The 18979-nt window shown below is 51.3% G+C and carries 15 protein-coding genes; 7 read left to right on the forward strand and 8 right to left on the reverse strand.

The window, feature by feature from the left end; all coding sequences use genetic code 11:
* Positions 1 to 13: 13 nt before the first annotated feature.
* The 4 genes from ACYVI1_RS27520 to ACYVI1_RS27535 form a co-directional block, all read right to left on the reverse strand.
* Complete coding sequence (locus ACYVI1_RS27520) at positions 14 to 1195, reverse strand: acyltransferase family protein (protein ID WP_460914440.1); 1182 nt, start codon at positions 1193 to 1195, stop codon at positions 14 to 16.
* A 46-nt stretch (positions 1196 to 1241) separates the two neighbouring features.
* Positions 1242 to 2015, reverse strand: coding sequence for a hypothetical protein (locus ACYVI1_RS27525; RefSeq protein ID WP_460914441.1), 774 nt, complete (start codon positions 2013 to 2015; stop codon positions 1242 to 1244).
* A gap of 150 nt (positions 2016 to 2165) precedes the next feature.
* Positions 2166 to 4166 carry a glucosamine-6-phosphate deaminase gene (locus tag ACYVI1_RS27530; protein WP_460914442.1) on the reverse strand — a complete coding sequence of 667 codons (2001 nt, stop codon included), beginning with the start codon at positions 4164 to 4166 and terminating at the stop codon, positions 2166 to 2168.
* A gap of 91 nt (positions 4167 to 4257) precedes the next feature.
* Positions 4258 to 5451 carry a Gfo/Idh/MocA family protein gene (locus ACYVI1_RS27535; protein ID WP_460914443.1) on the reverse strand — a complete coding sequence of 398 codons (1194 nt, stop codon included), beginning with the start codon at positions 5449 to 5451 and terminating at the stop codon, positions 4258 to 4260.
* 172 nt (positions 5452 to 5623) lie between these two features.
* On the opposite strand from ACYVI1_RS27535, the gene ACYVI1_RS27540 reads away from it, so the two are divergent.
* The 6 genes from ACYVI1_RS27540 to ACYVI1_RS27565 all read left to right on the forward strand — a co-directional run bounded on the left by ACYVI1_RS27540 (position 5624) and on the right by ACYVI1_RS27565 (position 10968).
* Positions 5624 to 6130, forward strand: coding sequence for a (2Fe-2S)-binding protein (locus ACYVI1_RS27540; protein WP_460914444.1), 507 nt, complete (start codon positions 5624 to 5626; stop codon positions 6128 to 6130).
* The gene (locus ACYVI1_RS27545) at positions 6127 to 8325 is read left to right on the forward strand and encodes a molybdopterin cofactor-binding domain-containing protein (RefSeq protein ID WP_460914446.1); all 2199 of its coding nucleotides are present in this window, start codon (positions 6127 to 6129) and stop codon (positions 8323 to 8325) included. Before ACYVI1_RS27540 ends, ACYVI1_RS27545 begins: the two co-directional genes overlap by 4 nt.
* Before the next feature lie 13 nt (positions 8326 to 8338).
* Positions 8339 to 8938: a nucleotidyltransferase family protein gene (locus tag ACYVI1_RS27550; RefSeq protein WP_460914447.1), complete on the forward strand. Its 600-nt coding sequence runs from the start codon at positions 8339 to 8341 to the stop codon at positions 8936 to 8938.
* A 117-nt stretch (positions 8939 to 9055) separates the two neighbouring features.
* Positions 9056 to 9469, forward strand: a complete 414-nt coding sequence (gene ruvX / locus ACYVI1_RS27555; RefSeq protein ID WP_460914449.1) for a Holliday junction resolvase RuvX — start codon at positions 9056 to 9058, stop codon at positions 9467 to 9469.
* Positions 9470 to 9548: 79 nt separating this feature from the next.
* Positions 9549 to 10121: a peptide deformylase gene (def, locus tag ACYVI1_RS27560; protein WP_460914451.1), complete on the forward strand. Its 573-nt coding sequence runs from the start codon at positions 9549 to 9551 to the stop codon at positions 10119 to 10121.
* 61 nt (positions 10122 to 10182) lie between these two features.
* On the forward strand, positions 10183 to 10968 hold the full coding sequence (locus ACYVI1_RS27565; RefSeq protein ID WP_460914453.1) for an amidohydrolase: 786 nt from the start codon (positions 10183 to 10185) through the stop codon (positions 10966 to 10968).
* Here ACYVI1_RS27565 and ACYVI1_RS27570 read toward each other — a convergent pair.
* Positions 10952 to 11653 carry an HAD family hydrolase gene (locus tag ACYVI1_RS27570; protein WP_460914455.1) on the reverse strand — a complete coding sequence of 234 codons (702 nt, stop codon included), beginning with the start codon at positions 11651 to 11653 and terminating at the stop codon, positions 10952 to 10954. The genes ACYVI1_RS27565 and ACYVI1_RS27570 overlap by 17 nt on opposite strands.
* Before the next feature lie 156 nt (positions 11654 to 11809).
* On the opposite strand from ACYVI1_RS27570, the gene ACYVI1_RS27575 reads away from it, so the two are divergent.
* Positions 11810 to 13336 (forward strand): DUF4301 family protein, encoded by a 1527-nt coding sequence (locus tag ACYVI1_RS27575; RefSeq protein ID WP_460914457.1) that lies wholly within the window; start codon positions 11810 to 11812, stop codon positions 13334 to 13336.
* Between the two features lie 71 nt (positions 13337 to 13407).
* Here the strand turns inward: ACYVI1_RS27575 and ACYVI1_RS27580 are convergent, their stop codons facing one another.
* The 3 genes from ACYVI1_RS27580 to ACYVI1_RS27590 all read right to left on the reverse strand — a co-directional run bounded on the left by ACYVI1_RS27580 (position 13408) and on the right by ACYVI1_RS27590 (position 18927).
* Positions 13408 to 13902 carry an RrF2 family transcriptional regulator gene (locus ACYVI1_RS27580; RefSeq protein WP_460914459.1) on the reverse strand — a complete coding sequence of 165 codons (495 nt, stop codon included), beginning with the start codon at positions 13900 to 13902 and terminating at the stop codon, positions 13408 to 13410.
* Between the two features lie 402 nt (positions 13903 to 14304).
* The gene (locus tag ACYVI1_RS27585; protein WP_460914462.1) at positions 14305 to 16005 is read right to left on the reverse strand and encodes an IPT/TIG domain-containing protein; all 1701 of its coding nucleotides are present in this window, start codon (positions 16003 to 16005) and stop codon (positions 14305 to 14307) included.
* 48 nt (positions 16006 to 16053) lie between these two features.
* Positions 16054 to 18927 (reverse strand): TonB-dependent receptor, encoded by a 2874-nt coding sequence (locus ACYVI1_RS27590; protein ID WP_460914464.1) that lies wholly within the window; start codon positions 18925 to 18927, stop codon positions 16054 to 16056.
* Positions 18928 to 18979 lie beyond the last annotated feature (52 nt).

Genomic DNA, 18979 nt, shown 5'->3' on the forward strand with positions numbered 1-18979 from the left:
TAACCAACAAAGTTTATACTTTGATAATGACGTTTTTTCGGTACATCCACCACAAAATTCCGAACCAGATAAGCACAAATGTAAGTGCACCCGCCAGCGACGCATTTTTGGGGTCGGCAAAAGGCGGAGCAATAAACGTTCGGTAAAGATAATCCCGCAGACCCACCTGGGTTCCATCCGATTTCGTGACAAGGATCAGGGTCATTATACGCGGAATCAGCCCGGATAGAAAAAATACCGTAATGGCATTCACACCAAAGGCCACAAACGGCAACACGCCTTTTTTATAGTGCCGCACATCAATCAGCCAGTAACACAAGGCCAGTCCAAGCATTGCCAGACCACCCGCCAGCAACACATACGAACTGGTCCAGAGCGCTTTATTGATTGGGAAAAATCCATTCCAGATCAGCCCACCAAGCGTTGTCAGGCAGCCAGCGGCAAAAAGCCAGGCGACCTTCTCAGCCGACGGACGCCCACTTCTCAGCCATGTTCCGGTCAGGAGTCCTAACAGTCCGGTGCCAATGGCAGGAAGCGTACTTAACAACCCTTCAGGATCCCATACTTTGGCCGGTTTATAGACGTGTGCCGGCGTTAGAATGACCCGGTCGAACCAGGCCGACAGGTTGCTTTCGGGTTCGAGGTTCGCATAGCCCACGCCCGGCACGGGAATTACCGTTAACAGTAACCAGTAACCAATTAATACTATGCCGAGTAGGTAAACCTGCTGGCGGGGCGTTGTTTTCAGGAAAATAAGTGAACAGGCTAAATAAACCAGCGCGATTCGCTGCAATACACCCGGAATCCGCACGGTTGTAATGTCGAACCGGGGAAAGAAATTCAGAAACAATCCCAGCAAGAAAAGGGTCAGGCTCCGCTTCACAATTTTACCGACAAGGCCCTGCTTATTACTCCCGGCTCCGTGCTCCCTGCCCCCCGCCGACCTGCCCAGTGCAAACGTAATCGATACCCCAACGATGTACAGGAAAAACGGGAAAATCAGGTCGGTAGGTGTCCAGCCGTTCCAGGGAGCGTGTTCGAGCGGGGCATAAATATGCCCCCAGTCGCCGGGGTTATTGACCAGAATCATGGCCGCAACGGTTAGCCCGCGAAAAAAATCGAGCGAGAGCAATCGACCGGAACCAACTTCGGAACGTTGAGAACTGGCGGAACGTGTCGAAACAGAAGATTGCATAAGAGCCGGGAAGGTTTCCCGAAGGTAAACATGTAAGGCGAATGAATCAACTAAACACCTTCACCAGTTTTCTCTCCAAATCCTTTTCCAATTTCAATAACCCTTCGGCATTGGGCAAATATGTTAAGGCCCGGTGGTGCCTCAGGTCGAATGGAATGTCGCTGACCGACTGCGTGATGGGAATCACGAGTTTGCCCAGTGTATGGGCCACACCTGTTTCGTAAAACACATTAGGGTTTCGGTCGGTGAAATCGGTAATGACGGCTTTGGAGGTAAAAATCAAATCAAACACATCCTGAATCAGAATGCTGTTATCCCAAATATCATCGGCCCGGCGGCAGTCAATGCCGAGTTTGGCGCAACTATTCCGAATGGCGGAATACGTCCCCGAGAATTTACTGTCAAAAGGCATCATGACCGACAGGACGTTTGTTTCGACGGGCTTGTTCGGGATGCGAAAAACATCGGGCGCGAATGTGATCACCCGCTCGGGCGTGCTGGTTTGAACGGTCGAAATGAAATCCGGCACTTCCCGAAGGGGGCGATTTATAATCGCTTTTTTTGATTCAATAAATCGCTCTATTTCGTATAAGTTACTGGTATTTTCACTGATTAATTTTGATAATACCTGTAAGCTATTGCCCTCATAATCATCGTCTTTAAAATCCAGACTACGCATCAGCCGGGGATGATCTTCTATCAACTCAAGGCTATCCGTGAGATACGCCACTTTAATCCAGTCCGATTTCGTAAAATAATCCTGAATGAATTCGTGCAGCGCGAAGAGCCGGAGTGTTCTCTGTTTGTTTTGCCTGGTCATATTCCTACAAGGGCTATATAATACAACTATTATATATTGCTGCAAGTATATTCAATTTTTGTATTATAATGAATGATTACATGAAATTTTAACGACATGAAAAAGCCACCCCCTGCCCGGAAGTGGCTTTCGTCAACCGAAAAGTGGTACCTAAAATCGCCAGCGGACAAACGCTTCCATGGCTTCGTACTCGGCCAGGCCAAGCCGATTATACAAGGCAGCCGTGGCACGGTTGCGCTCTTCGGCCCGTTGCCAGAACTCCCGCGAATCGGTTCCCTGATACACGACACCGTCTTTTTGGGACTGATGCTTGAAAATACCCAGCCGCTTTTTCATCACCTGGTCGGGCGACATGGGCACAGCCATTTCAATCTCGTGAATATCCCATTCGGCCCAGGCACCCCGGTAGAGCCATACCCAGCAATCGTTCATAAAATGTTCAGGCTGCCCCCCCACCGACGCGGTCGACTGCTTCAGGCGACGAACGGCCTCCAATACAGCATCCAGGCATACTTTGTGAGTACCGTGCGGGTCGGCGAGGTCACCGGCTGCGTAGATTTGGTGCGGTTTTACCTCTTCGATCAAGGCCATCGTAATCTTAATATCGTCTTCGCTAAGGGGTTTTTTCGCTACAGTTCCCGTTTCGTAGAAGGGCATGTTCATGAAGTGAGCGTTCTCGACCGGAATACCCACGAACCGGCACGTTGATTTAGCTTCGCCCATGCGAATCAACCCTTTCACATAGCGCACCTCGGCGGTGTCCATTTCGCTGTCATTCTTCTCCCGCAGTGATGCAGCCGCATCCTGGAAAATCCGGGTGGCTTCGGGGCTTTCGATGCCAAATTTTGTGTTGAAGTCCACTACATAATCGGCAAACCGCAGGGCTTCGTCGTCGGCCACGGCGATGTTGCCGGAAGTCTGATAACCAATATGCACCTCATGGCCCTGGTCGCGCAGGCGCTGGAAGGTGCCACCCATCGAAATAATGTCATCGTCGGGATGGGGGCTGAAAATCAGGCAGCGTTTTCGGGCGGGCAGGGCGCGTTCGGGCCGGTTGGTATCGTCGGCATTGGGTTTGCCGCCAGGCCAGCCCGTAATGGTATGCTGAAGCTGGTTAAAAACGTCGATGTTAATATCATAGGCCTGACCGTACTGCGCCAGCAGGTCGCTCATGCCATTGTCGTTGTAATCGCGGTCGGTCAGTTTAAGAATTGGCTTATTAAGCGTCAGCGAGAGATGCGTAACAGCTTTTTTCTTCATCCGGTTGTCCCACACGACCGAGTCCACCAACCAGGGCGTTTTCATGCGGGTCAACTCCGACGCAGCCGCTTCGTCGATCACGAACAAGGCGTTCGGGTGCGTTTGCAGATAAGATGCCGGGTTCAGTTCCGTTACCAGGCCTTCAACAGCCCCGCGAATAACAGGCGCTTTACGTTCACCCCAGGCCAGCAACACCACCCGCCGTGCCCCCAGGATACTTGAAACGCCCATCGTGATCGCTTTACGGGGTGTTCGGGGCAAGCCACCAAAATCAACGGATGCAGCCGCCCGTGTCGAGTTGTCGAGCATCATCAGCCGGGTGTGCGAATTAATGAGCGACCCCGGTTCGTTAAAACCAATATGGCCGTTTCCGCCAATACCCAGCAACTGAAAATCAAGCCCGCCAGCCGCTTCAATCCCGGATTCGTAGTGCTTTGTAAATTCACTTACCTTTTCGGGCGGAAGTGTCCCGTCGGGAACGTGGTAGTTCCCCTGCGGAATGTCGACATGGTCGAACAATTGCTCCCGCATAAACCGCCAGTAACTCTGGAGTGAGTCTGGCTCCATCGGGTAATATTCGTCCAGATTGAACGAAACGACATTATGAAAACTCAGCCCTTCCTGGCGGTGCATCCGAATCAGTTCGGCATAAACCGTTTTGGGGGATGAGCCGGTTGCCAGGCCCAAAATGCAGGGCTTCCCTTCGCTTTGTTTCTGACGAATGAGGCTGGCGATCTCCTGCGCCACAGCCCGCGATGCAGCTTTTGCGTCAGCGTAGATGTGGGTCGGAATTTTTTCGTAGGTGATGGCGGATTGAATAGGGCCACCAGTAGGCGATGTTACGAACAATTGTCCGTCTGGGTTGTCGAGTTGAGGAGACTCCGTAATCATAAGGTTCTGTGCGGAGAAGAGATGAGACCGCACAAAGGTCGAAAAAAAATCAGCTATATGGTAGAGATTACACGTTATGAAATCAATGTTACTAAATTTTTTTATTAACTGATGCGGGGTTGGGGTGGTCAGCTCGCGCCATCTTGTCGGCGTCAGTGGCGATTGTCAGGGAGTTCAGGCCGTTTTCTTCCGTAATAAGCCTGTGGGTTTCCGGATAATGGATAGCATTGACCTGATCACGAAACATGAGCCGGAGAAGCTGGCTATAGAGATGCTGTTTTTCGTCACCAAATCCAAACCGCATTTCGATTTGCTGGTAGGCATCAAACTCTTTGTGCCGCCCGCGCAACGGTCGATCTTTACCGCTGATGTTAGCTGTTACGTTCAGTTGCGCGCCCGGAAATAGGTCCATCAGGGCACGGCTCGTTTCTTCGTCGGCCACACAGCGCAGGATCATCCGGGTGGGTACCCACTCAAACAGCGTAACGTCGCCCCGTTCAAACAGCAGCCGCATTTCCTGCCGGTCCATACGCCCGGTCTGGGTGAAACCATGATAAAAATTCACGAGTTTCTTTCCCGTTTCGTCGTTACCATACTCGACTATAGCCTGCACCTGATCCTCAATATCCTGACTACCCGGACGCTTCACAACCTGCGCGGCCTGTACCGTTCCTTCACCCAGCCAGCCCGCAAACATGTCGAAGAAGTGAACACCATGTTCAATAAAAATCCCACCGCTTTTGCTACGATCCCAAAACCAGTGTTCGGGCGACAGTCCTTCATCGCCCGCATAATTTTCAAAATATCCGTGCAGAAATTCACCCAATAATTTCTTATCAATCAGGTGTTTGATGCGGGCAAACATGGGGTTATATCGCTGCATCAGGTTGGTAATCATCAGCAATCCTTTCTCCTTAGCCAGGGCCAGCATTTGCGCCCCTTCTTCAGGATTCAGGGCCAGCGGTTTTTCACAGATAACGTGCTTACCCGCATTCAGGGCCAGCATTGCCTGCTCAAAATGTAGAAAAGGGGGTGTGGCAATGTAAACGAGATCGACATCGGGGTGATTGACCAGTTCTTCGATACTTCCCAATTGTTCGGCCCCAAATCGTTTGGCCGTTTTGATGGCCTCCTCCCGCTTCGACCCGGCAATGGCCACCAACTTCGTGTGGGGGCGGTCCGGCGGTCCGGACTGCAAAAACTGCTGAACGGCAAACAGCCCAAAGCCGCCCATACCGATAACGCCAAGGCCAATTTCGCGGGTTTGCGTCGCCTTTGTTTCCATAATTTGTGTGTTGTAGTCAAAGAAACAACAGCCCGGAACAGATTATGTTGAAAGAAACCCACTTAATGAGAAAGTCTGCTGCACGTTGCCCACAAGCGGTTCCTTTCATCACATCTCATTTGGCCCGATTACCACAAACCCGTATCTTGTTGATCTATCTGTTCTCCTGATTATGGCATCCCTAAAATTAACCATCAATAATCAGCCTTATACGATCGATGTAGACCCGGAAATGCCATTACTTTGGGCCATCCGGGATGTGGTGGGCCTGACCGGTACCAAATTCGGCTGTGGCATTGCCCAGTGCGGGGCCTGCACCGTGCATCTGGATGGCAGCCCCATTCGCTCGTGCAGTTTTCCGGTATCGGCGGCTGCGGGGCATCAAGTCACTACCATTGAAGGCCTCTCTAAACATGCCGACCACCCCGTGCAAAAGGCGTGGATTGAGCATCAGGTGCCGCAATGCGGTTACTGCCAGTCGGGGCAAATCATGTCGGCCGTGGCATTGTTGAAACAAACGCCTAAGCCAACCGACGCCGACATCGACGCAGCCATGCAGGGAAATATTTGCCGTTGTGGTACGTATGGCCGCATCCGACAGGCCATTCATACGGCGTCGGCAGACATGGCCGTAGCGCCCAAAGTACCTAAATCCACCCCTAAAATCGGTCGGCGATGAGCACAAACCCAACTCAGTCCGGCACCTCCCGCCGGGATTTCCTGAAAGCAGCCGGTTTAACCGGAGCGGCTTTTGCGCTTGGGTTTCCCACAAGCGAAGCGTTTGCCAGCCCGGTTCTGAACCTAAGCGCCTTACCTGAATCCGTCGAACTTACGCCTTATATTCTCATTGAGAAATCGGGGCGAATTACCCTCATGAATCCCCGGCCCGAAATCGGTCAGGGAACCTTCCAGTCGGTTCCGGCTCTGATCGCCGAAGAACTGGAAGTATCGCTGGACAAAGTAGTTATCCGGCAAACCGGGGGCGAAAGTAAGTTTGGTGGGTTGTGGTCGCAGGCAGTGGGCGGCAGTGGCTCCATCCGGGGCGGCTATACGCAGATGCGAAAGGTAGGCGCGTCGGCTCGTGAGATGCTTTGCCAGGCCGCCAGCCAACAGTGGAATGTGCCACTTACTGAATGCGTGGCCGAAAACGCAACGATTGTCCATAAACCCACCGGCAAAAAACTTTCTTACGGGCAGTTAGCCGAAACAGCCGCTAAACTCCCCGTCCCGAAAGATCCGAAGCTGAAAGATCCGACGCAGTTTACGATGCTGGGCAAGTCGATGCCCCGGCCCGATGTCCCGCTAAAAGTGACCGGACAGGCTACATTTGGCATAGATGCAACCGTAGCAGGCATGGTCTATGCCTCCATCGAACGCTGCCCGGTATTGGGCAGTAAGTTAGTTAGCTTCGATGCCACTCAAACGCTGAAAATCAAAGGGGTCCGGCAGGCCGTGAAGGTCGATCGGGTTGTCGGCAAAAATCGGTATGCGGGTGTGGCCGTCATTGCCGATACCTACTGGGCGGCCCAGCAGGGTCGCAAAGCGTTGAAAATCAACTGGGATCATCGGGGGTACGACACCTTTAGCTCTACCGATTTCGAGAAGCAACTCCGGAATTTAGCCAAAACGGATGGCGTCGTGGGCCACAATGCGGGTGATTTCGACAAAGCCTTTGCTGACTCGCCAACCCAACTCGAAGCTTTCTATGAAACCCCTGTTGTTAGCCATTCAACAATGGAGCCGATGAACGCCCTGGCCCACTACAAGCCCGGCGTGAATTCGTCCGGCGATAAGGTCGAACTCTGGGTATCGTCGCAGGGGGGCGATTTGACCAAAGATGCGGTAGCTAACGTGCTGAAGGTTCCGGCAGCTAACGTGACGGTGCATGTGCTGTTCAACGGCGGGGGCTTTGGCCGGCGGCTCACGCAGGATTTCGCCACCGAAGCGGCCCTGCTCTCCAAAGCTATCGGCAAACCGGTTAAGGTTGTCTGGACCCGCGAAGATGATACGCATCTTGGGCCATTTCGCCCGATGACGTTCTCAGCCATGCGTGGGGCTTTGTCAGCCGATGGTAAAGCCGTTGCCCTGCAGCACAAAGTCATTTCGCCGTCCATCGACGCGACAATGGGCGAAACGTATGACAAAACCAAGCCCGATGGCACCATGCTCGAAGGTACCAACGAGCAGAAATACGAAATTCCGAACCTCAGTACACGCTACGTTCACGCCGACATCCATATTCCGCTTACCTACTGGCGGTCGGTGACGAGTTCGACGCTGGCCTTCGCCCACGAGTGTTTCCTTGACGAAATGGCTCATAAAGCCGGGCAGGACCCGCTGGCGTTCCGGCTGGCGATGCTCACGAAAGACTCCGATGCCAAACGGGTCCTGACGAAACTCAGAGAAATATCGGGATGGGATAAACCTCTTCCGGCGGGGAAAGGCCGGGGCGTGGCGCAATGGGAGTTTTTTGCCGGACTGGCCGGGCAGGTTGTGGAAGTTTCCAAAAACAAAGCCGGGGGCCTAACCGTCGATAAGGTGTATTGCGTAATTGATTTAGGAACGGTCGTCAACCCCGACACTGTGAAAGCGCAGGTTGAAGGCGCTATTGCCATGGCGCTCACTGCCGCCAATAAAGATGGGATCACGTTCGAGCATGGGCGGGCGGTTCAGGCAAATTTCGACAAAAACCGGATGCTTCGTATTAACGAAATGCCGGACGTTGAGGTGCATATTCTGGCCGAAGGCGGCCCAACCATTAAAGGTGTCGGCGAACCAGGTTTGCCGCCCTTAGCCCCAGCATTAGCCAATGCAGTTTTTGCCGCAACGGGCAAACGAATCCGTCGGCTTCCGTTCGATCTGGAAAAGGCATAAACGAACGCAGGCAATGAGCATTGCTACCCTACTTTTAGCCGCCGGTTCGTCGAGCCGATTGGGCGGTGAACCCAAGCAATTGCTCACCCAACAGGGAACAACGTTAATCCGGCACACAACAAACCTGGCTTTATCGCTTAAAGCTGGACCGGTTATTGTCGTAGTGGGCGCCAATCGGGAGCGTATTCAGCCTGAACTTGCTGCTCTTCCGGTGCACGTTGTGGTAAATCCCGATTGGCAGGAAGGATTAGCGTCGTCGCTGCGGGCAGGACTGAGTTTACTTACTGATGACTTGGTCGAAGCCTTCCTGATTCTGCTCACCGACCAGCCACACATCACCGCTGACCTGCTCGGGCAACTCATTGCAACCCGCCAGCAAACGGGTCGGGGTATTGTGGCCTGCCGATACGGGGAGTCAGGGCATCTGGGTGTTCCGGCCCTGTTCGACCGTCGGTATAAAACAGATTTTTTAGCCTTATCGGGCGATGTAGGTGCCCGAAAACTGATTCAGCAGCACTCAACTGACTGTGCAGCCGTTTTATTCCCCTTAGCGGCCATTGACCTGGATACCCCGCAGGATGTGAAGAAGTGGCAAGGTGCCGGAAGCACGTAGCGAGGAGTATAATCACGTCCTTTAAGTTAAGGGATGAGAAAATGCTGGTGAGTTTTTTTCTTCCCTGTGCTGCGCTCCTTGCCCCCTGCTTATCCCCTTCGTACCTTTGTTGCTGAAATGGCCAGACTTTTAGCGATTGACTACGGCGCGAAGCGCACCGGTATTGCCGTTACAGACCCCCTGCAACTGATTGCATCGGCGCTGGAAACCGTGCCTTCGCACGAAATGCTGAAGTACCTCAAAGCGTATGTCGCGCGCGAACCGGTCGAAGCGTTTGTGGTTGGTCTGCCTAAAGGTTTGGATGGCGCGGATACCGATAATACACCCCGCGTCAGGAAATTTGTAACCCATTTGCAGAACGCTTTGCCCGACATCCCGGTTTACTGGCATGATGAACGGTTTACGTCCGTCATGGCGCTACAGGCTATGATTGCGGGTGGAAGCACTAAAAAAGACCGCCGACAGAAAGGTAATATCGACAAAGTGAGCGCGGCTATCATTCTTCAGTCGTATATGGAAAGCAAAAAGTAATGCAGAATGAATAATGGAGAATGAATAGTGCATAAGGCGTCCATTCTCCATTATTCATTCTCCATTATTCATTAAAGATATGATTCTCCCAATAATTGCCTATGGCGACCCGGTTCTGCGGAAACGGGCTAAAACTATTGAACCCGGCAGCCTCGATGTGAAAGCGTTGAGTGAAAGCATGTTTGAGACGATGTATGCCGCATCGGGCGTGGGGTTGGCGGCCCCGCAAATTGGGCAGAGTATTCGGATGTTTGTGGTCGATGGGGAACCGCTTAATGAGGATGAACCAGAAGAAGACATTGACAAAACCCTGATTGGCTTCAAAAAAGTGTTTATCAATCCCGAAATTATTGAAGAAGCGGGCGACGACTGGGGCTTTGAAGAAGGATGCCTGAGTATTCCGGGCATTCGGGGAGAGGTTTTTCGGCCTGAAATCATTGTGATTCATTACTTCGATACCGACTGGAACGAGCATGAGGAAGAATACGAAGGTATGGCTGCCCGCATTATTCAGCACGAATACGACCACCTCGATGGTAAACTCTTCACAGATTACCTGCCCACGCTCCGGCGGACGCTTATTAAGAAAAAATTAGCCGATATCACTAAAGGCAAGACCGACGCGGAGTATAAGATGAAGTTCCCGAAATAAAGGGCAGGGGGCATGGTGCGCGGTGTAATAGCCCTGCCCTTTGCCCCCTGCCCCCCGCTCTATGCATGTCACCCTCCTCCAACCTGATCTTTACTGGCACGACCCCGTGGCGAACCGGGCCATGCTGGAGGAGCGTATTTTTACTCTGCCCGAACCGACCGACCTGATTGTGTTGCCCGAAATGTTTACAACGGGCTTCACGATGGATGCCCGCCCTGTTGCCGAACCCATGAACCTAACAACATTCAGGTGGCTGAAACAAATGGCCGCGCAGACCCGCGCCGTAGTGACAGGTAGTTATGTCGTGCAGGAAAATGGCCGTTTCTTTAACCGGCTCGTCTGGATGCAGCCCGACGGACAATTTGATACGTATGATAAACGTCACCTGTTCAGGATGGCGGGCGAAGATGCTGTCTATACGGCCGGAACGCGCCGGATTGTGAAAGAATGGAAAGGCTGGCGCATCTGCCCGCTCATCTGCTACGACCTTCGCTTTCCAGTCTGGAGCCGGAATCAAGCTGGTGAATCTCAGAATTTTGATTATGATTTACTACTCTACGTTGCCAACTGGCCAGCCGCCCGGCGCAACGCCTGGAATGTGTTGCTACAGGCCCGCGCTATCGAAAATCTGAGTTATGTTGTCGGTGTGAACCGTGTTGGCGAAGATGGCAAGCATCACCTGTACACTGGCGACTCCGCCGTGATTGACTTTAAAGGCGAGGTGCTGTTCCGTCAAACCGATGCCGACCTCGTGCATCAGCAAATGCTGTCGCTGGATGAATTACGGGCGTTTCGGTCGGCGTTTCCGGCCAATCTGGATGCCGATTCCTTTACACTGTCTCTGTGACCTTTGCGAATACATTCAGCAATTCCCGCGCACTGCTCAGCGTAGTGAACGATTTGCCGGTCAGTTGCTCGTCATCTACCCGCTCATGCACCCAGGTAATTTCGTAGGGAATATGGATGGCCCGCGCACCGATCTGAATAACCGGCAGAACATCCGACTTCAACGAGTTGCCAATCATCAGAAAATCAGCCGGTTGTACGCCATATTTTTGTAAAACACGCTGATAGGCCTGCTCATTTTTTTCACTGACAATTTCGACGTGTTTGAAATAATGACCTAAACCCGACCGGGCTATTTTGCTTTCCTGATCGAAGAGGTCGCCTTTTGTCAGCACCATCAACTCAAAATGTTTCGATAAGGTTTCCAGTACTTCGGGAATCCCGTCGAGCACGTCGATGGGGAAGTCCAGCAGTTTGCGGCTCACATCAATAATTTGTTGAATTTCGGCGCCCGTTATGGCTCCGTTAGTGAGTTCGATGGCCGTCTCAATCATGGACAGGATGAAACTCTTTGCGCCGTAGCCAAACAAATGCAGGTTGCGAATCTGGGCGTCGTAAAACCGCTGCGACAGCGTTTCTTCGTCAATATAATGCGCGAGTAGTTCGCACAATTTCTGCTTTACGTCAACAAAGTTTGGCTCGTTGACCCAAAGGGTATCGTCTGCATCAAACGCAATTAGTTTCATAAGTGTGCTAAGGTTACTGTTCAGCAATAAAGCAAAGGTAGTAAGCCGGACAGATTCCTGGCAATCGGCTGATTTTTACAAAAATTTGATTTGCGTCATATTGTCGAAATACCCAATTTGCCGCCCGTTCCTTACGCTATTTTCTTTTCTATAAATATGGACTTTACTGAGCAGGATCAGGACCAGATTCGGGTACAGGGCATATCGCTCGACCAAATTGATCAGCAGATAAACCATTTCATTCATGGATTCCCATATCTGAACGTTATCAAAGCGGCTACCATTGGCGATGGCATCGTTCGCATCGACGACGCTCAGTTACCGGCCTACATCCATCGTTTCGACGAAGCCGCCCATCAGCGTGACCTGGTTAAGTTTGTACCCGCTTCGGGGGCGGCAACCCGGATGTTCAAATCGCTGTTTGCCGCTCTGGATGGAAAGCTCGACAAATCGACCGACGAGGTGTTTGCCCGCCTAACCGACTTTGCGTTCTATGATGACCTCAAAGCCGCAATGGCCGCTAAAGGGCAGGATTTAGACAAAGCTCTTGCGGAGAACGATCGGCAACTGGTGCTGCGATTCCTGCTAACCGATGAAGGGCTTGACTACGGAAATCTGCCCAAGGGCTTACTGAAGTTTCACCGCTATGCCGATGGCCCCCGTACACCGGTAGAAGAACATTTGGTGGAAGGAGCCGCTTATGCTAACTCGGATGGTTTAGTGAAAATTCACTTTACAGTATCACCCGAGCACCGCAGTCGGTTTGAGCAACTCATTCGCGAACAAAAAGCTGACTACGAAGCGTGGCTTGGAGTAACGTTCGACATCAGCTTTTCGGAACAGAAAAAGTCCACCGATACCATTTCGGTAAACATGGATAATACGCCCTTCCGCAATGCCGACCGCGATGGCTCACCAGGATCGCTGTTATTTCGCCCGGCAGGTCATGGTGCGCTTATTGAAAACCTCAACGACATCGACGCGGATATTGTCTTTATCAAAAACATCGATAACGTTGTTCCCGACGAAATTAAGGAGACGACTGTAACGTACAAAAAAGTGCTGGCGGCTGTACTACTCGATGCACAGCAGCAGATTGCCCGCCTGCAGGGTCTTTTGGAGAAAGACAACGTAAGCGATGGCTACTTAGCTGAAGCCGACGAACTCTTTCAGCGTACACTTTTCACACTTGCGCCCGAAGGCTTCGATAAGCTGCCGAAAGCGGAGAAACTGGCTTATTTTCGCCGGAAGTTGGATCGGCCGGTTCGGGCGTGCGGCATGGTAAAAAACGTTGGCGAACCGGGTGGCGGGCCATTCTGGGCCAGAAATCAGGATGGTTCGGTCTCGTTGCAGGTGGTTGAGTCAGCGCAGATTGACTTAACAAATCCGGCGCAGAAGTCTATTTTTGATGAAGCGACACACTTTAACCCTGTCGATCTGGTTTGTGGCCTGAGAGACCATCATGGGCGAAAATATGACCTGCCTGCGTATCGCGACCCTCAAACAGGCTTCATTACGGCAAAATCGAAGGATGGCAAAGACCTGAAAGCGCAGGAGTTGCCCGGCCTTTGGAACGGCGCGATGGCCGACTGGAATACGATTTTCGTAGAAGTGCCATTAATCACGTTCAACCCGGTTAAGACCGTAAACGATTTACTGCGAAAAGAGCACCAACCAGAATGAGTTAAAGCGTTATGGCGTTGCAACGTTGGCTGATGCGTTCAGAACCAACGTTACAACGCCATAACTTTTTTTTACGCTGTCATGCGGTTGGTAGAGGTGTCCGTCACTACAGTGGCTTTGGCGCCGATAGCAATCTCCTTCGTGGCCAGTAATTCCGGGTTCTGAAACGTGAGTAATGTCGTATTTTCATATACGCCGAGATTCGCATCCCGCACCCGCTCCATAATGGGGCGCAAGGCACAGGTTACTTCGTCGTCGCAATCGTCACATTTAACGTAGAAATTGAACGATACGCAGGGCGTAGGCGCAATGGGGCCGTCGATGACGCGCAGTACCTGAGCCAGATTGACCCGACCCGGATCGACACGTAACAGATAGCCTCCGCCTTTCCCTTTCTGGCTTTGCAAAATCCCGTGATTACGAAGTTCCAGCAGAATAGCCTCCAGGAATTTCTTGGGAATATGCTCTTTTGCAGAAATATAGGAAATCAGTACGGGGCCTTTGCCGTACTCTTCGGTCAACACCTTGAGGGCTTTAATAGCATACTTCGCTTTTTTTGAAATCATCGGTTACGGTGCCTGATAAGGGTAAAAGATTACTACAGAAAGTCAATGACTTATTCAGAACGGGGCCATTCGGAACGGCCAAATTAGTAACTACTTAACATTCAGCCAAAAACTTACCCCCTCGGGCGCAAATTTATTTCCGAACATTTATGAACTCCCTAAAAGTTCATGGATTTAGTCGAGTATTAGACGTATGTCGACGAGGTAAGTAACATACTTACCCCTTAACTATAAAAATAGTAATCAGGAAAGCTGTCATTCACCGCCTGAAAGTGCTAAGTTGTTCAATACATTGGAGCAAACACATCCCACATGGTTTATTTTCGCTGAACAAGAAAAAAGCCGAAGCAAAGCCCCGGCCCTTTCGTGCGACACCAATATGAAAATTAATTCATTTCTTGATTATCTGTCGTAATTCGTGTTCTGCGGATCGAAGTTGGTCCAGCCCGCCAGCCAGTTCTCCGTATTGAACGCACCCCGATAGGGAGCGGCTGTGAAGAATGAATCGGCCAGTTTGCCACCTGTTGCGGCATTGGCCGCTACTAACAAGGGGGAAGTGGCTTGTGGCAGAAAATTAGGAGCCGTCAAACTGAAATTCTGAGCGTTTAGCAACAAGGCAGTAATATCCGTCCCGATGATCTGATTTTTGCGGGCAGGTGCGTTAAAGTACGCCTGTGCAGCCGCCGTCGTGATATCGCTAACACCCCGAACAACAGTTGTAGAGCCTGGATTTTCCGAATTGCCCAGTACAATACCCTGTAGTTCTATGCTACCGTCGTTAATATTAGCCAGCGTACCGGCTGTTGTTCCTTCGAGACGCAGGCCTTCCGGGAAACCGGTAAATACCGAATTATAGATACTGATTTTCGTATTCCGGCGGATGTGCATGGCAGCCCGATACGCGCCTGAACCACCAGCAGTATTCGCCACATTAGGCAGACCAGGATTAAAGGCAAAAGCACTGAAGTTAGCAAAGATGGGGGCAGTTTGTGGCAGCCCGGCAGTAAGCGGAACCCCTGGATCAAAATTGTCTGACTCGAACGCTTCAGAGCCTGACTGGTCGGCTACGTTCGGGTCCCGCAACGCTACGCCAAACTGCGCTTTACCCGTGTAGCCATAATCTGTATCGAAGTCATCATCCCAGGTGCGAAGCGCAACAAGGTATTTCGCATTTGACGTTCCTCCAAACCACTCGAACGCATCGTCGCCACTATAAGAAACCTGTATGTGGTCTAACGTTGTGCCCGAACCAACCTGATACAGAGTCAACCCGTTGATTTCACTGTTAGCCGTAGTGGACAGGGCAACACCTGGAAATTCGATACGAACGTATTGTAACGTACCGGAGTTATCGGTCGCCATATTTAAATCTGAATCAAACTTTCCGTCAATACCGCCCTCGAACGCAACGGCGCTTCCCCGGTTAACGGGCGCACGACCAATCAGAACAATGCCACCCCAGTCACCATATTTCCGGGCGCCAACCGCCTGGCTGGACGTAAACACAATGGGAGTAGCCGCCGTACCTTTAGCTTCTACGCGTGCTCCTCGGGTGATGATCAACGTGCCAGGGTGATTCTGGTTTTCCGGGTCTTGACTTGCGTTGAAGCCCCGAATAATTGTGCCGGGGTCAATCGTCAGAACCGCATTGTTTCGGACATACACGTAGCCTTTTAGGTTATAAATCGTATTGGCCGACAAGGTCATGTTCGCCGTAATTGAGTTTGGCAACGTTGTTACGGGTCGGTTCGAGACGGTGAAATTTGCACTGGCTGGGGTTTGGACCGTTACGCCACCTGACGTAACCGAAATGGCACCGTTTTGAGCGCCTGCCGGTACAACTACAGTGAGTGACGTAGTGCTGGCACCCGTAACCTGTGCTACCGCGTTGCCGCCGAATACGACTGTATTACTGGCGGGGGTTGCATTAAAACTCGTTCCGGTGATAATAATGGTGGCCCCCAGCGGAGCTTGTGTTGGACTAATGCTGGTAATTGAAAGCGGATCGGGTGCGGGTGTGTCGTCGTTCTTACAAGCCGACAGGGCTACCGTAAAACCCATGCCGACCAGCAGAAGGTACTGAAAACGTTTGATGAATTGCATAAACAGGTTTGGTTTGATTATTTATTGTTTTCGTTGAGTACTCAGCATTTAAGGAACAATTGTCCGGCGACCAAAGGTGTACACGCCGGTTAGGGTCACATATTGGCCGCGCCGGTATTTTATATAATCCTGGTCAGCGTTGGCGTTACGCGATGTGACGTCGCTGCCAATCTTACGATCCCCGTTGTAGTCCTGGGCGAAACGGAAAGGCGCGTTAAAAATATCCTGTATGCCCAGCCGTACTTCAAATTGTTGCTTAATCGTCTTGCTGATGTTCATGTCAACTACATGACGGGGCATTTCATAGGTAGTTGGGTCTTCGAGGTTGCCCACCAGAAAAATACGCGGCCCGGCTACATTATAAAGCAGGTTGTACTGCCAACCAGATGTTGGATTTGCGTAATACAACCCCAGGTTTATTAAGTAAGGCGACTGATTTGCCAGCGCCCGTTTCCGGTCTGTACTGTTACCGAAACGTTCGACGGTTCCACCCGGTCCTGGCGCTTCAATAAAATCACCCGTTGTTACCTGGCTATTTATATAGGAGGCATTCCCGACGAGTTGAAGATTTTGAAGAAACACACTGCCTGACTTGGCAAAACCTTTTCTGAATTCAACTTCTACCCCATAATTTCGCGCTGACAGGGCGTTCGTGAAGGTAAAAATGAAATTTCCAGGGATTGGAATCAGGAATGATTCGATGGGGTCTTTAAAGCTTTTATAAAAGCCGGTGACCGAAATCAATTCATTGGGTGTAGGGTAGAATTCGTACTTCGCATCAAAATTTTGAATAGTAGCCGTCCTCAGGTTTGGATTTCCTACCACTTCAATCTGCCGGGCAAAGTCATAATACCGGAAAGGAGCTAACTCTCGTAGTTCAGGGCGATTCACGGTCGATGAGTAAGCAAAACGTATATTATGCCGTTCGGTCAGTTTATATGTGAAGTTGACCGAAGGTAGTGGACTAAATATGTTGTTGTCTACTAATGAATTAGCTGCTTGTGCCAATCGCAGAGTTTGATTGTAAAACTCACCCCGGAAGCCCAGGGTCAGGTTCGCCCGAGCACCGAAATTGACATCACCGGATACATAGCCAGCCGCGTAGGTTGTCTTGCCATTGTAAGAGTCGTTGGCAACGGTTCCATCCTGAAGACTAAAACTCCCCTCGCGACCAGTAACGTTTTCAGGTGCCAGGGCCTGGCCAATAGCTAAACCGCTAATGTTGTTGATTAAGCCAACTCGTTCGTAGCCATAAAAACGGGCGGCAAAGTCACGGTTGCGGCTCTCTCCGTACAGCCCAGCCCGAATGCGGTTCGGCTCACGGTCGGTTGGGTTGCCAAAGGCATGTTCATAATTCCCAATTAATGTACCTACCTGCTCGTTCAGCATAGAATAGAAGCGGCCCAGATTGAGCGGGCTGGGCTGAACGGGAATGTTAAGCCGGAATGGTTCGGGTTGGCCGTCTGAGCCAACAGCACCTTGTGTTCGAGTATACTGAGCACGCTTCCAGTCCGGTTCCCAACGACCCGAATAACCATAACTGGCAATCCAGTTAATCTTATTAAGTTCGCTGAGCGTATGCTCGCCCGAAACCTGTGTGCTTAGAATACTCCGATTTTCAAACCGTTCAGAATAACTCTGCACATCGACACCATCGATTACGAAACTGCCCTTTCTGACAACCGTTTCTGTTGATCCCAATTGATTAAACAGCGTTTTCCATTCGAGCGTAAAATTGGGCGAGAAACGAAACGTCCAGTTGTGTAAAATACCCAGGCGGGTACCACGCGCATAACTGGCGTCAGAATATTCCTGCTGTACGTCATTGGCGGTGGTATTCTCATATAATCTCACATTAACGTTTGCGAATTGATTGGTCAGTGCATAGTTGATGCTGGTCAGGTTGCTCACCCGAACATTACCAAGGTCAAACCGCCGACCCGTATTGATGGCAAGCCGGACATCGGGCGAAACAGCCACATCATTCAACGCCCAGTTATTGGGCAACAGGCGGGCATAAGAGGCCCGGCGCACTGAACTCAAGCCATTAAACTCGCTCGCTTTGGTTGGAAAACTACTGGGAAGTTGCTGCTTAGCGTCCCATAAACCCAGGAAGTTTAAACCATCCCGCGAGTGAGATTGTACATTCTGGAAGGTGGTGTTCGCCCGATAACCAACGGTAAGGCCAACATCAGTGAAATTCTGGTCGGGCCGACGCTTCGTATAGATTTTGATAACTCCACCGGCAAAGTCGCCGGGCAGTTCGGCCGACCCGGATTTGAACACAATCATCCGGTCGAGAATATTGCTGGGCACAATGTCGAACGAAAACGAGCGGGATTCTACTTCGGTCGACGGGGCGATAACGTCGTTGATAAGGACGTTGTTGTAGCGGGTGCCCAAACCCCGAATCAGCACGAAGCGATTGTCAACGATACTTACGCCCGGCACCCGGCGAATGGCCGCTGCGGCATCGCGGTCCTGCGATTTCTGAATTTGCTGCGCCGAAATACCAACGGCCAGCGCCTTCATCTGCTTGATTTCGGTAATAACGGCGACCTCTGTATTGGTGGCCCGGCTGGCCCGAACGACCACTTCCTGCAAGGATTTGCCTTCTTCGTCTAATTCCGTGTCAATAACTGTCGTGTTGCCCGACTCAACCCGAACAGCGGGGATTTCTTTGGTTTGGTACGAAACGTAGGAGATAATAACCTTTTGCGTGCCCGATGGAACGTTGGCGATGGTAAAAGCGCCTTCGATGTCGGTGGTGCCTCCAAGTTGGGTTCCGTCGATTCGGACGGTACAGCCAATAAGGGCTTCTTTTGTTTTACCGTCTTTAACGATTCCCCGGACGGTACCGGTCTGCGCCCATACGGCGGTCGAAATAAGGGTAAGCAGAAGAGATAAAAAATTATGGTTCATATTGGTAGTTTGGGTGTCGCATTAACACTGCAAAGCTACCTGCCTAATATTA

Source organism: Spirosoma areae (genome assembly GCF_054781775.1).